General features: G+C 71.6%; 11 protein-coding genes and 1 tRNA gene. 4 read left to right on the top strand and 8 right to left on the bottom strand.

Translation table 11 applies throughout. The features are described from left to right. Positions 1–59: 59 nt before the first annotated feature. The 3 genes from H9Y04_RS41555 to H9Y04_RS41545 form a co-directional block, all read right to left on the bottom strand. Entirely contained in the window at positions 60–1,709 is a 1,650-nt protein-coding gene (locus H9Y04_RS41555) for a bifunctional aspartate transaminase/aspartate 4-decarboxylase (protein WP_187819459.1), read from the bottom strand. 18 nt (positions 1,710–1,727) lie between these two features. Further along, the gene (gene aspT / locus H9Y04_RS41550; RefSeq protein WP_187819458.1) at positions 1,728–3,431 is read right to left on the bottom strand and encodes an aspartate-alanine antiporter; all 1,704 of its coding nucleotides are present in this window, start codon (positions 3,429–3,431) and stop codon (positions 1,728–1,730) included. Positions 3,432–3,580: 149 nt separating this feature from the next. Continuing rightward, positions 3,581–4,336 carry a GntR family transcriptional regulator gene (locus H9Y04_RS41545; protein WP_187819457.1) on the bottom strand — a complete coding sequence of 252 codons (756 nt, stop codon included), beginning with the start codon at positions 4,334–4,336 and terminating at the stop codon, positions 3,581–3,583. A 189-nt stretch (positions 4,337–4,525) separates the two neighbouring features. On the opposite strand from H9Y04_RS41545, the gene H9Y04_RS41540 reads away from it, so the two are divergent. After that, entirely contained in the window at positions 4,526–5,419 is an 894-nt protein-coding gene (locus tag H9Y04_RS41540) for a DUF7916 family protein (RefSeq protein ID WP_187819456.1), read from the top strand. Between the two features lie 288 nt (positions 5,420–5,707). Continuing rightward, positions 5,708–7,525: an FUSC family protein gene (locus H9Y04_RS41535; RefSeq protein ID WP_187819455.1), complete on the top strand. Its 1,818-nt coding sequence runs from the start codon at positions 5,708–5,710 to the stop codon at positions 7,523–7,525. Between the two features lie 186 nt (positions 7,526–7,711). Here H9Y04_RS41535 and H9Y04_RS41530 read toward each other — a convergent pair whose 3' ends face one another. Then, the gene (locus H9Y04_RS41530; protein ID WP_187819454.1) at positions 7,712–8,323 is read right to left on the bottom strand and encodes a hypothetical protein; all 612 of its coding nucleotides are present in this window, start codon (positions 8,321–8,323) and stop codon (positions 7,712–7,714) included. 197 nt (positions 8,324–8,520) lie between these two features. Here H9Y04_RS41530 and H9Y04_RS41525 point away from each other — a divergent pair. Further along, positions 8,521–8,593 (top strand) — tRNA-Arg (locus tag H9Y04_RS41525). Between the two features lie 291 nt (positions 8,594–8,884). On the opposite strand, the gene H9Y04_RS41520 is transcribed toward H9Y04_RS41525, so the two are convergent. After that, on the bottom strand, positions 8,885–9,460 hold the full coding sequence (locus H9Y04_RS41520; RefSeq protein ID WP_187819453.1) for a CGNR zinc finger domain-containing protein: 576 nt from the start codon (positions 9,458–9,460) through the stop codon (positions 8,885–8,887). 86 nt (positions 9,461–9,546) lie between these two features. Between H9Y04_RS41520 and H9Y04_RS41515 the strand changes: the two genes are divergently transcribed. Next, positions 9,547–10,848: an MFS transporter gene (locus H9Y04_RS41515; protein ID WP_308801932.1), complete on the top strand. Its 1,302-nt coding sequence runs from the start codon at positions 9,547–9,549 to the stop codon at positions 10,846–10,848. Between the two features lie 13 nt (positions 10,849–10,861). Here the strand turns inward: H9Y04_RS41515 and H9Y04_RS41510 are convergent, their stop codons facing one another. From H9Y04_RS41510 to H9Y04_RS41500, 3 genes are read right to left on the bottom strand one after another with little or no spacing between them, the layout of a single operon-like run. Next, positions 10,862–11,521 (bottom strand): class I SAM-dependent methyltransferase, encoded by a 660-nt coding sequence (locus H9Y04_RS41510; protein ID WP_187819452.1) that lies wholly within the window; start codon positions 11,519–11,521, stop codon positions 10,862–10,864. A gap of 42 nt (positions 11,522–11,563) precedes the next feature. Next, entirely contained in the window at positions 11,564–12,799 is a 1,236-nt protein-coding gene (locus tag H9Y04_RS41505; protein WP_187819451.1) for an RNA polymerase sigma factor, read from the bottom strand. Between the two features lie 49 nt (positions 12,800–12,848). After that, the gene (locus H9Y04_RS41500; RefSeq protein WP_187819450.1) at positions 12,849–13,256 is read right to left on the bottom strand and encodes a YciI family protein; all 408 of its coding nucleotides are present in this window, start codon (positions 13,254–13,256) and stop codon (positions 12,849–12,851) included. Between the last annotated feature and the right edge of the window lie 97 nt (positions 13,257–13,353).

Here is a 13,353-nt window from a genome sequence, read left to right as displayed (position 1 = left end):
TGCGAAAGGGCCCGCAACCTCCGTGGTTGCGGGCCCTGTTCGTGCTCCGTGCGGCGCTCCTACGCCTTCGACGCCTGCCACTCCGCGATGTAGTCGTCGAAGATCGCCTTCAGGTAGTGGCCGATCTTCAGGTAGTCGAGGTCGTCGAGGTTGGCGAGCGAGGCGCGCACGGACCACTCGGGGCCCTCGAATCCGCCGCCGTTCAGGAGCACCACACCGGTCTGCTCGGCGAGGCGGAACAGCGGGTCGACGGGCTCGTAGTTCTGCTCCAGGAACGCGGCGAACTCCGGGCCCTGCTGGCGCTCGGCCTCGGCGAGCAGATCGAGCTCGATGTAGTAGCCGGCCCGCTGCGGGTCGTCGGCGATCTTCATCTGGGCGGCTTCGAGCAGCAGGTCGAGCCGGGTACGGACGATCTCGCGGATCCGGTGCTTGTAGGCCTGGCCCTCCTCCAGCATCGTGAAGAGCGAGAAGAGGGACATCATCATCTGCTGCGGCAGCGAGAGCCCGGCGGTGTGGTTGAGGGCCACCTGACGCGAGTCGGCGACGAGCCGGTCGATGAACTTGATCTTCTCCGGTTCGAGCGTGAGCGTGCCGTACCGCTTGTTCAGGAGGTCCTTCTCCTCCTGGGGCAGGTTCGCGATCATCTCGTCGATCACGTTGTCGTCGTGCAGGCCGATGACGCCGATGCGCCAGCCGGTGCACCCGTAGTGCTTTGAATACGAGTACACGAGGAGGGTGTTGCGCGGCAGGTCGGCGGCAATCGAGCGGAAGCCCTCCACGAAGGTGCCGTAGACGTCGTCGGTGACGACGAGCAGGTTCGGGTTCCTGGTCGCGACGATGTCCTTGATCTGGTCGGCGACCCGCTGACTGAGCGCCAGGGAGGGCGGGTTGGACGGGTTGACCAGGCAGAGCGCCTTGATGTCCGGGTCTTCGAGCTTGGCCACTTCCTCGGCCGGATAGCGCCATTCCCGTACGCCCTCCTCGACGAATCGCGAGGCGTTGATGAAGACGACCTCGAATTCATACGTGTCGAGTTCGGGGATCTCGATGTACGGGGTGAAGACGGGGACCATGAGGGCGATCTTGTCGCCCTTCTTGAGGAGCCTGTTCTTCACGAGGGAGTCGAAGATGTAGCACATGGCGGCGGTGCCGCCCTCGGTCGCGAAGTAGGAGATGTTCCCGGGCGGCGGCTTCTTGTCGAAGAGCTCGTCGCCGATATAGCCGCGGATGATTTTCTCGGCGTGCGGCATGATCCGGTCGGGCACCGGATAGTTGTCGCCGATCGCGCAGTCGGACAGCTCGTGGACGAAGGCGTCCTTCTCGAATCCGAAGCGCTTGACGGCGTGTTCCACGCAGTTCTGCAGGAGCTCGATGCCGGGCAGATCGGGGTGGCGGCGCACGAAGGTGTCGAACCGCTCGCCGGAGCCCACGAGTTCGGGCATGCCGCCCAGGTTGTCCGCCGTCCACACCCGCTGGGACTCCGCCAGGGCGAAGTAGCCGAGCGCGTAGAAGGCCTCGCGCGGTCCGGTGGCCACCCAGTTCGGGTTGCCGCGGCCCGCGTTGAGCATCTGGACCGAGGACTTGTCCTTCTGTCCGGGCTGGTCGGCCTGCGCCTTCTGCGCGAGGTCGATGAACACGTTCTTCAGCTCGAACGGGGACAGCTGCGCGTATCCCTTGATCTGCTCACGCGACAGGGTGCTCTTGGGCATGCTCTTTCCTTACGTGGATCAGTGGTGGAGCAGGACGATGACGGCGCCCCAGATGGTCAGGAGCACGTTGGAGACCGCGTACGGGATGGTGTAACCGAGCGTGGGCACCTGGGATTTGGACTCTTCGTTGACCGCGCCGATCGCGGCCGTCGTGGTCTGGCCGCCGGCCAGGACGCCCATGAGGATCGGGAAGCGGATCTTCTGGATGTGGTGGCCGACCAGGAAGCCGACGAGCAGCGGGATCAGGGTGGCGACGGCGCCCCACACGAGCAGTCCCCAACCTGCCGTGGAGAGACCCTCGGTGAAGGTCGGTCCGGCGTTGAGCCCGACGATCGCGACGAACATGCACAGGCCGAGGGTGTCCATGAACCACTGCGCGCCCGGCGGTACGTTGCCGAAGGTCGGGTACTTGCTGCGGATCCAGCCGAAGACCAGGCCCATGATGAGCGCGCCGCCGGAGGTGGACAGGGAGATCGGCACACCGCCCGCCGTGACGGCCAGCACGCCGAGGCAGCCGCCGAGGAAGGTGCCGAGCCCGACCCAGACCATGTCGCTCGCGAACGAGGTCGGCACGGGCTTGCCGATCGCCGCACCGGCCGGGTCCACCAGGCGCTTGGGCCCGGTCAGGATGAGCGTGTCACCGCGCTCGATCTTCGTGGACAGCATCACGGGGAACGCGGAGCCCGAGCGGTAGATCTTGTCGATGTAGACGCCCACCATGAACGGCTCGGCCCGCAGCTCGCCGACGGTCCTGCCCAGCTGGGCCTTCTCGGAGGCGATGACGTGCAGCGTCTCGGTCTGGTAGCCGAGCAGCTCGGTGTCGTCCGCTTCGCTGCCGATGTGGGTGCGTGCGTCGTAGTCCACGAGATCGTGGCGCAGCGCGCTGACCGCGACCACGTCGCCTTCCTTCAGGACGCGCTGCTGGTCGTGTTCGAGGAGCGTGCCGTCGCGCCGTACGGCCGTGAGGTAGATACGGCGGCCGAGCGCCTTCTGCTGGTCCTCGAAGTCCTGCACCGTACGGCCGACGACGTCGGGGCGCTGCACCGTGTACGCCCGCAGCACCACCTGGTAGTAGCCCTCGCCGAGGTCCGGGTTGTCGGTGGGCACGTCGAGTTCGCGGGCGAGTTCGGCGGATTCGGCGGCCAGGTTCCTGCGGTAGAGCTTCGGCAGGACATTGGCCAGGAGCAGGGCACAGAGGATGGTGCCGAGCGGGTAGCAGACGGCATAGCCGACGGCGACGAGGTTCTGCTCGTTCTTGACCTCGTCGGGTGACAGGCCGGGCAGGTTGGCGATGGCGTCCTGCGCGACACCGATCACGGCCGACTGCGTCAGGGCGCCGCCGAGGAAGCCCGCGCTGAGCCCGGGACCGTATCCGAGCATCGAGACGAACGCCCAGGACACGAGCAGGCCCGTCACACAGACCACGATGGCGTTGACGACCTGGGGAATGCCGTCCTTCTTCAGACCGCGGAAGAACTGCGGTCCCACGCGGTAGCCGAGGGCGAAAAGGAACAGCGTGAAGAAGAGGTTCTTCACGGTCCCTTCGATCGTCACCTTGAACTGCGCGCCGAAAATGAGCCCGACGATCAGGCAGCCGGTGACCGCGCCGAGCCCGATCGCCTTGTAGCGCAGCTTCCCGAAAAGGAAACCGATCGCCACGGTGATGAACACCAGCAGCTCCGGATGGGGCTGGAAGATGTTCCGGTTGAGGAAATCAATCATGGGTCAGTGGCGCCTTCTGTGCCGTGCAGCTCCGAAACTCCGACCTCCTGCCTGCGCAAAGTAAGCGATTCTCGCGGCGGTCGCCCGGTGAGATTCGGGCGGCCGATTGCTCCGTATCGGGCGGCGGACTGCTCTATTGGAATGGCGTCTCAGCCGAGCGTGATGCGCAGCTCGTAGCGGTCCGCGCGGTAGAGCTCCTCGCTCGCGGCGACGACCGTGCCCTCCGCGTCGTACGAGAGACGTCTGACGTTGAGGACCGGGGCCGCGCGGCGGCTGTCGAGGTCGAGGAGTCCCCGCTGCCGCGGGGTCGCGAGGGCGGCGCGGGCGACGCAGCTCGCGGTGGCGACGGTGTGGCCGCGGGCGGCGAGCTGCGCGAAGAGGGAGGCGGTGGTGAAGTCCTCGTCGGCGAGGGCCGGAGCGAGAGCCGACGGCACGAGGTCCTGCGCGATGCAGACGGCGAGGCCGTCGAGGTAGCGGATGCGGTGCAGCTCGAATACGCGGGAGGGGGCGGGGAGTCGGAGGCGTTCGGCTTCGTCGGCCGTGGCGCGGCGTGTGCGGGCGAGGAGCACACGGGCGGTCACCGCGCGGCCGAGGGCGCGGTTGATCTCGGCGAAGCCGGCCTGCGTCGCGGCGCCCGCGGAGTGCGTGAAGCCGACCTGCCGGACCCGCCAGCCGCGCCGCTCCGACGAGACGACCAGGCCCTGCTCCCCCAGGGACTGCAGGGCCCGGCGCAGGGTGACGCGGCTGATGCCCAGCTGTTCGCAGAGATGGCGCTCGGAGGGCAGGCGCTGTCCGGGGGTGAGCGCGCCGGTCGCGATGGCGTGGGCGAGGGCCTGTTCGGCCTGGACGTACGGGGGTTGGGCGCCGTCGGCGGAGACGGGGTGGAAGGTGGGGTCCGGGGGCATACGGGGGTTCCTCGGGGGCTCGGGTTGACCGCGGCGTGCGGACGGGCAGCAGGTCGACCTCGGCGTGCGGGACCTTCGGCCCTGCTTCCGCCTGGTCTGACTTTGGTATACCCGAGAGGGAGGCGAAAGCGAGGGGGGCGCACCGCGCCGCACACCGAGGGCCGCCGGCCCTCCGACCGGAAGGACCCCATGTCCCGCATCCTCGATCTCGACAGCGCCCAGCTCGCGCACCTGCGCGGCCGCGAGCTGACCGCCTCCGTGGCCGCGAGCGAAGGCCGCGCCGTGGTCGCCGAAGTCTGGGCGAACATGACGCTCCTGATGAGCGCCCACGAGACGGGCGGCGTCAGCAATATCGAGGTGGCCGCGGCGTTCGGCGCGGACATCGTGATCATCAACGCCCTGGAGACCGTCTTCGACGGAGACCGCTGGAACCTCGCGGTGCTCGGCGGCTTCGACAGGCTCGCCGACATCGCCGACGCCGTGGGCCGCCCGATCGGCGTGAACCTCGAGCCCGGCACCGTACCGGAGCTGCGCAAGGCCACCGTCGAGAACGCCAAGCGCCTGGTCGACCAGGGCGTGGCCCTGCTGTGCGTGACCGCCAACCCGGCCACCGGCGCGACGCTCGACGACATCGCCCGCACCAGCGAGGAGCTGCGGCGCGGGCTCGGCGACGACGTCGCCATCTGGTCCGGGAAGATGCACATGGCGGGCCGTATCGAGACCCTCGACGCCGGCCGGATGGCCGCCGTGGCGGAGGCCGGCGCCGACGGTGTGCTCGTGCCGCTGCCCGGTACGGTGCCGGGCGTCACGCGCGAGATCGCCGCCGAGGCCGTACGGCGTATCCACGCGGCCGGCGCCGTCGCGATGGGCACGATCGGCACGAGCCAGGAGGGCTCGCACCGCAACCTCGTGCCCCAACTCGCCCTGAACGCCAAGGAGATCGGCGTCGACGCCCACCACATCGGCGACGCTTACGCGGCGGGCTCGATGGACCCGGAGTTCCTCTACGACTACTCCGTCGCCATCCGCGGCCGCCGCCACACGTGGCACCGGATGGGGCGGAACACGCGCAAGCGGGGCTGAGGAGGGCTTGGCTTGGGGGCCGGGGGCCTGGCCTGGGGTCTTGGCCTGGGCGGGGCTGGCCTGGGGTCCTGGCCTGGGCGGGGCTGACCTGGGCGGGGCTGGCCTGGGGTCCTGGCCTGGGCGGGGCTGACCTGGGGGCTGGCCTGGGGCCCGGCCTGGGGGCGGGTCGGTCCGTGCGGGTGGGGCTCGGGGGGTGTAGATCACACAGAACCCGACACCCGGCGAAGGAACGTTCATGACACCCGACCGTCCCCTCCCCCGGACCGAGTTGACGCAGAGGCCGTACCGATGGGCCTGACCGGCGGCGGGCCGCCGTGGCTGCGGCACACGGTCCGGACGCGGCCGGTGCCGGTGGACCGCGCTCTGGTCGTACGGGGAGCGCTGGGCATGCTCGTGCCGCTGGCCGTCGGCCAAGTGGCCGGGCGGCCCGACCTCGGGGCCGCTGCGGCGCTCGGCGCGTACGGTGCGGCCGTCGACGATTCCGCGGCGCCCTGGCGCACCCGCGCGCTGACCCTCGTCCTGCCGCAGCTCGGCGGTGCGGCCGGGCTCGCGCTCGGCCGGCTCACGCACGGTGAGGCATGGGCGCAGATCCTGCTCGTCACCGTGGTCGCGCTGGTCAGCGGTCTGGTCTCGACGATCGGCCGGATCAGCGACATGGCCACGCTGGTGCTGCTGCTCGCCACCGCCATGGGTCTCGGACTGCCCGCCGGGCCGCCGTGGTGGCAGGTGCCGCTGCTGTTCCTGCTCGGCGGGATCCCGCTGATGCTGCTCTCCCTGGGCCACGCCCTGCGCCGCCCCGGCGAGGGCGAACGGCAGGCGGTGGCCGGGGCGTTGCGTGCGGTCGCCGACCTCCTCGACGCCACCGACGGCACCTGGGCCGAGCGCCGCCACGCGGTGACCGAGGCGATGGACGCCGCCTACGACACGGTCCTGGTCCGACGCCTGTCCGCTCCCCGTCCGGGCAGCGCGACGGCACGGCTCACGGGCGTCCTCGACCTTCTGGTGGAGGTCATCGGGGTGGCGCCCGTGGTGCTCGCACCCCGCGCCGGAACCGTCGAAGGGTATGCGCGGGCGCTACGTGAGGTGGCGGACGCGGTCGCCGCGGGCACGCCCACGACCGACGCGCACCTCCCGGTCCGGCCCGACGACGCGGCCGCCCGGGCCCTCCACACGGCGATCGCCCGCCTGGCCACCTCGCCTGCCGAACGGACCAGCGGGCGGGCCGCTGATCAACAAACCGCCGCCACGCCCCGGCGCGTATCACCCCCGCCCGCTCCCCGGCACCGCCTGGCCAGGGCCCTGTCCGGCCGGCTGCACGACGCGGCCGCCCGCCGCTACGCGCTGCGGCTCGCGGTCTGTCTCGGCCTGGCCCAGACCGTCGCCTCCCTCAGCGGACTGCCGCGCTCGGGCTGGCTGGTCCTCACCGTCGCGCTCGTCGTACGCCCCGGGCTCGGCACCGTGCCCGCCCGCCTCGTCCTGCGCGCCGCCGGCACCACTGCGGGCGTGCTGCTCGGCCTGGCCGCCATGGCCGTGTTCCCGGCCGGCTGGTGGCGGATCGCGGTCACCGTCGTCCTGACCGGCCTGCTCCAGGCGTACGCCCGCCGCAACTACGCCCTGCAGACCCTCTTCCTCACCCCGGTGATGCTGCTGCTCGCCGACCCCCTCGGCCAGGCCGGCTCCGCGGTGCCGGAGGCCCGCCTGCTCGACACCCTGATCGGCTGCGGCATCGCCTTCGTGTGCGGTTACCTCCTGTGGCCCGAGGACACCCGGTCCCGCCTCCCCCACCGGCTCGCGACGGCCCACGACACCATCGCCGCGTACGCCGACCGGCTGCCCGCCCACGTCGACGACTCGGCGGCCCTGCACACCCTGCGCCGCCGCGTCCACGCCGAACTGGCCGCCGTACGCACCGAACTGGCCCGCCTGCGGACGGACCCGCGCCACCGCACAACCCTGGACGACTGGCACGACGACCTCACGTACGCGGAAACGGCGATGACCCGCCTCACCACCCACGCGGCGGCCGGCCACCCCCGCACCTCGGAGCTCGGCGACCTCGCCGAGGACCTCCGGCGACGGGCGGCGCGGCTGCGCAAGGATTCCTGAGCGGCCGGCCTCCGCCCTCGGCCAGTGCCGCGTCAGGCAACGTTTGCCCGTCAAGGAGCGGCGTCCGGTGCGTGCTCTCGGCGTACCGGCCGGAAGTCCTCGTACTGGACGTACTGGGGCTTCCGGCCGGTGCGTCGAGAGTGCGTGCCGGGCGTCGTGACGGGGCGAACGTTGCCGGACGCGGCACTAGCTGCCCCCCTCCAGGAGCTCCAACTCCTCGTCGGTGAACTTCGCCGTGCAGGCGTCCTCGGTGGCCGTGACCGTGGCCACCCTCAGGGCTCCCAGATCATGGTGTCGCGCGAACAGGGTCCAGCCCCGCTTCTTGTACACAGCCATCGCCGTGGAGCCGTCCTCTCCGAGAGGTACCTCCTCGAACGGCCGCTTCTCCCGCCAGCCCCGCTCCGCCAGGTCACCGGCCATGACCTTGAGCTTCCTGTCCATCCGGCCGTCTTCCGCCGTGTCGGCCGAAGCGGCACCGGCCGACCACGACCAGGCGACAGTGCAGGCGGCCATCCGCTCGGCCACCTCCTGACGCCTGCCGTCGTCGCCCTTGGTGCTCCATTCGCCGGCCTTCCCTGTTCCGACGCTCTCGGGAAGCCCGGCGGCCGCCACCGCGGCATCGAGCTCGGCCTGCACCGCCACCTTGCCGAAGTCCCGCACAGCCGACGGCGAAGCCGCCGCCCTGTCCGCTCCGGAACCGGCCCCGTCACCGGCCCTGTCACCGACCCCGGACCCGCACCCGGTCACCAGCACGCCGCCCACCGCGACAGCCGCCACCACAGCTGCTCTTCTCACCATCGACCCCACCCCACTCGATTCGACGCGGCCGTCCACCGGCCAAGAGGTGTGGCATCGCGCTGCGGGAGGTGAGCGTAGATCACCGCCCCCGCCCTCCGAGCCGAACCCGGCCCCCCACTCCCGCAACCCGCATCCGCTACCCTGTCCTGAGCTGTCCTTGAGGACGGCTCGGACCTTACGGATCACCGCGAGGTCTCGCCTCCGTAGCTCAGGGGATAGAGCACAGCTCTCCTAAAGCTGGTGTCGCAGGTTCGAATCCTGCCGGGGGCACGGACAGAAGGGCCAGGCCAGGGACTTGCTCCCCGGTGCTGGCCCTTCTTCGTCAAACGCCGCCTCGGGCAGAGCCGTCCGCCGGGTCGGAGGACGGGTGTCCTGCGAGCCCCGGCTGCGCCGCAACCCTGTTCAGGCAGGGGGCGTCATGTCGAGGACCTCGTAGATCCCGGCCGTGCCGCCGTTGGCGAGGTGCGGGTGTCCGGTGAGGAGCTTGTCGACCGCGTCCGTGTCCTCGGCCTCAGCCTCAGCCTCGATGATCGCGTGGCCCGCGACGCGTCGCCGGACGCCTCAGGCCTGGGCCGCCCTCCGCGCCCTGAAAGCCGCCGCCTTGACGCGGCTTCGGCAGGCCGGGGAGCAGAAGTGGCGGACCGCGTTGCGGGAGGCGTCGACGTAGACGCGGTCGCATTGCGGGGCCGTGCAGACGCCGAGGCGGCCGGCGAGGTCGGAGCCGATGGCCAGGGCGAGGGCCGTGGCGCAGCCGGCGGTCCAGCCCACGGCGAGGCTGTCCTCGAAGCCGTGGAAGTGGACCTGCCAGGGCTCGCCGTCGACGCGGTCGAGCTGGGGCCGCGCGCCCGCGGTGCCCAGCAGGCCGTTCACCAGGTGGGCCGCCCGGTCGATGTCGTCGGCGGCGACGGCCTCGAAGACCGCTCGCATCTCCTGTGCCGCGCGCGCGAGGTAGGCGGCGTGCGCCGGGGCGATCGCGGCGGGGCGCTGTGCCGCGAGCGGCAGCGCCTCGTGCACCGCCTGCGGGAGTCGGTCTCCGCGCGGCGCGGTGTAGGGGCGGCCCTGCCGAGTGCCGTCGGTCAGCGCGTTCACGAGGGAGACGGCTGCGTCGAGCAGCGTTGCTACGTGACCATCGAACATCACTTGACCGGTCACTCCTTGGGCCTCTAGCGTCCACGTGTGCAACCGACGATAGCCCTTTCGTCGGTCACGGCCGAGGGGGGTTCGTGTTCTCTGCGCAGGACGGCACGCAGGACGGTGTGCAGGACGGCACGCAGGACGGCGTGCAGGACAGAGCTCAAGGCAGAGCGCAAGGCAGGAAACGGCTGCCACGCACGGTCCGGCTGCTGGTCGTGGCGCGGGCGGTCAATCGGCTCGGTGCGTTCTCGCTGCCGTTCCTCACCGTGCTGCTCACCACCGGCTTCGGCGCCGCCCCGGCCGCCGCCGGGTACGTCGGCGCCGCCTTCGGGCTCGCGACGATCCCCTCGCGGCTGCTCGGCGGGCGCCTGGCCGACCGCATCGGCCGGCGCCGCACGATCGTGGTCGGGCTCGCCGGGTGCGCGCTGGCGCAACTGGGCATCGCCGCGTCCGACAGCCTGGCGAGCGCGGCCTGTTGCGCGGTGCTGATGGGGCTGGCCTTCGAGATCTACGAGCCGCCGAGTCAGGCGATGATCGCGGATGCGGTGGGGCCCGATGAACAGGTGCGCGCCTACAGCCTGTTGAACGCCGCCCTGGCCGCAGCCGGCATGGGCGCGGGCCTGCTGGCGTCCGCCCTCGGGCGCTGGGATCTGCGCTGGCTGTTCGTGGCCGACGCGCTCACCTGCCTGCTCTGCGCCCTGACCGTGCAGCTGGTCCTGCCCCCGGACCACCGCACGGCGGCTGCGGACACCCGGCCGGCCGCCGCGGTCGCCCCGTGGCGCGACCGCTCCCTGCTCGTGATGCTCGCGGCAGGGACGCTCTTCGCGGTGGTCTGCCTCCAGATCATGGTCGCGCTGCCGCTGTCCCTGGAGCTCACCGGACTGCAACCGGCCGACGCCGGGCTGCTGTTCACCGCATCCGCCCTCACGATCGCCGCCGGCCAGCCGCTGCTGCGTCTCGACCGGCTCGCCACGCTCCCCACCCCGTCCGCGTTCCTCTGCGGCTATCTCCTGATGGCCCTGGGGCTCGCCGGATACGCGTGTGCCGGCAGCCTGGCCGGCTACCTCGCGGCCACCGTCGTATGGAGTCTGGGCGATCTGCTCCTGGTCGGCCGCGCGTACGCCTTCGTCGCGGCTCTCGCTCCCGCCGGGGGCAAGGGCCGGTACTTGGCGGTCTACGGAACGAGCTGGGGCATCGGGGCGATCGCCGCCCCGCTCGCCGGGACACAACTGATCGCGCACACCGGCACGTTCGGGCTGTGGAGCACGATGTGCTGTGCGTGCCTGACGCTCGCGGCGCTCCATCCCGCGTGGATGCGCGCTGCAGGACGCCGCGTCCCGGACGCGGCACACCCTCAGGACGAAGCCGTACGCACCGGCCCGCGCACCTGAAAGGCAATCGGTCTCAACGCTGTTGGGGCTTGCGCGCGAGGAAGGTGGCGTAGGTCCGCTCGGACCCTTCGGCCGGTTCTTCCACCAGACGTGCGGTGAGGACGAGGCCCGCCTGCCGCAGCAGCCCGGCGAGCTGCTCCGGCGGCAGCAGGTAGGACTCCCAGGAGACCGGATGGCCGCCGTACGCCTGTGTGGGGCGCAGGTGTTGGCCGGTCCCCACATGGCCGGACAGCATCAGGCAGGCGCCGGGGGCGAGGGTGCGGTGGAACTCCGCGAACACCGTCGGCAGCAGCTCCGGTGGCGTGTGGTGGGTGGAGTAGAACGCGAGGATGCCGCCGAGTTCGCCGTCCGCGAGGGGCAGCGACGTCATGGAGCCGACATCGAAGCGAAGCTCGGGGTAGGCACTCCGGGCCAGCGCGACCATCGCCGGCGAGAGGTCGATACCGAAGGCAGGCACCCGGCGTTCGGCGAGGTACGCGGTCACCTTGCCGGGCCCGCATCCCACGTCGGCGACGGGTCCGAGGCCGTCGGTCCGCACCGTCTCCGCGAAGACGTTCAGCATCCCCCGCGTCAGCGGGTCCAGCTCCTGCGGGGGCTTGACCTGCTCGAAGTAGCTTGCGGCGACGGTGTCGTACGAGTCGCGGACCGCGGTGAGATACGAGAGATCGGCCATGGCGGCGACCCTAGCCAAGGCGCTGCGCCCGCACCGGCGCGGTCAGTCCGGTGCCGCGTCCCGCGTGCGCGGCCCCGCACCCCCCGCGCCCCGCGCACGCGACCCCCCGCCGCCCGCATTCAACCGCGCCGCCTGCCGCGTCAGATGAGTGCGTTCCGCCAGGTTGGACGCCTTGGCTGCGGCCTCCGTGTACAGGCGGGCCGCCGTCGTCGGGTCGCCCGCGCGTTCGTGGAGGTAGGCCGTCGCCGCCGTGTGGCGGGGCAGGGTGGGGTCCACGGTGGCGAGGGCGGCGAGGCCCGCCTGCGGGCCGTCGGCCTCGCCGAGGGCGACGGCCCGGTTGAGGCGGACGACGGGGTTGTCGGTGAGGCGGACGAGCTCGTCGTACCACTCCACGATCTGCACCCAGTCCGTCTCCTCGGCGGCGGGCGCGTCCGCGTGCAGGGCGGCGATCGCTGCCTGCGCCTGGAACTCGCCAAGACGGTCGCGGGCCAGCGCCGCCTGCAGGATGGCCACGCCCTCGGCGATCAGACGGGTGTCCCAGCGGCCCCGGTCCTGTTCTGCCAGCGGTACGAGGCCGCCGTCGGGTGCCGTACGGGCGGCGCGGCGCGCGTGGTGGAGCAGCATCAGGGCGAACAGGCCCGCGACCTCGGGATGGTCGATCACGGTGGCGAGTTGGCGGGTGAGGCGGATCGCTTCGGCCGCGAGGTCGACGTCGCCGGAGTAGCCCTCGTTGAAGACGAGGTAGAGGACGCGCAGGACGGTGGAGACATCGCCGGGCTGCTCGAAGCGGACGCCGGAGACGGTGCGTTTGGCCCGGCTGATGCTCCCCCACTGCCTTAAGGGCGTGGGAGGTACCCCCTGGGCCATGGTCGCCTCGGGCACGAGATAGGCCTCGGCGATCTGGCGCGTGGTGAGCCCGCCGACCGCGCGCAGCGTGAGCGCGACCGCGGACGAAGGCGTCAGGGACGGGTGCGCGCACAGGAAGTAGAGCTGGAGGGTGTCGTCCACCGCGGGCGCGGGCCCGGGCGCCGGCTCCTCCTCGACGCGGTCCTCGCGCCGGCGCCGTGCCGCGTCCGCCCGGGTCGCGTCGAGGAACTTGCGCCAGGCCACGGTGACCAGCCAGCCCTTCGCGTCGCGCGGAGGGTCGGCCGGCCACACCCGGACGGCCTCGACGAGCGCGTCCTGCACGGCGTCCTCGGCCGCCGCGAAATCGGCTCCTCGGCGGACGAGGACGGCGAGCACACCCGGGGTGAGGTCCCTCAGGAGCAGTTCGTCCACCGCACGCTCACTCCGGGAAGGAGCTCGCTCACTCCCTGACGGCACGCGCTCACTCCGTAATGGTCGGCCGCACGCCGTAGAACGGGCGCAGCTCCAGCCACTCGTGGATCGGCTTCCCGCCCGCGCCCGGGGCGGCCGACAGCTCTCCGGCCAGCTCCACGGCGCGCTCGTAGCTGTCCACGTCGATCACCATCCAGCCCGCGATGAGGTCCTTGGTCTCGGCGAACGGGCCGTCGGTGACGGGCGGCCGGCCCTCGCCGTCGTACCGGACCCAGGTCCCCTCCTCGGCGAGCGCCTGACCGTCGACGAACTCGCCGGTCTTCTCCAGACGGGCCGCGAAATCGGTCATGAACTGCAGGTGCGCCGAGATCTCCTCGGGCGTCCACTGGTCCATCGGTACGTCGTTCACCGCTGCCGGGGCGCCGCGGTAGTGCTTGAGAAGCAGGTACTTGGCCATGGTGTCTCTCCTCACCGGTACGACCCATTGTGGTCGCGTTCGCACCGGGGACGGAGCCGGGCGCGGGATCTCGACATCGCCGCGGGAAGTTTTTCCG

Origin of the sequence: Streptomyces polyasparticus (assembly GCF_014493765.1) — a bacterium.
Classification (GTDB): Bacteria; Actinomycetota; Actinomycetes; order Streptomycetales; family Streptomycetaceae; genus Streptomyces; species Streptomyces polyasparticus.
The sequence above is the reverse complement of the archived record's forward strand: the minus strand, read 5'-3'. Positions and strand labels throughout refer to the sequence as shown.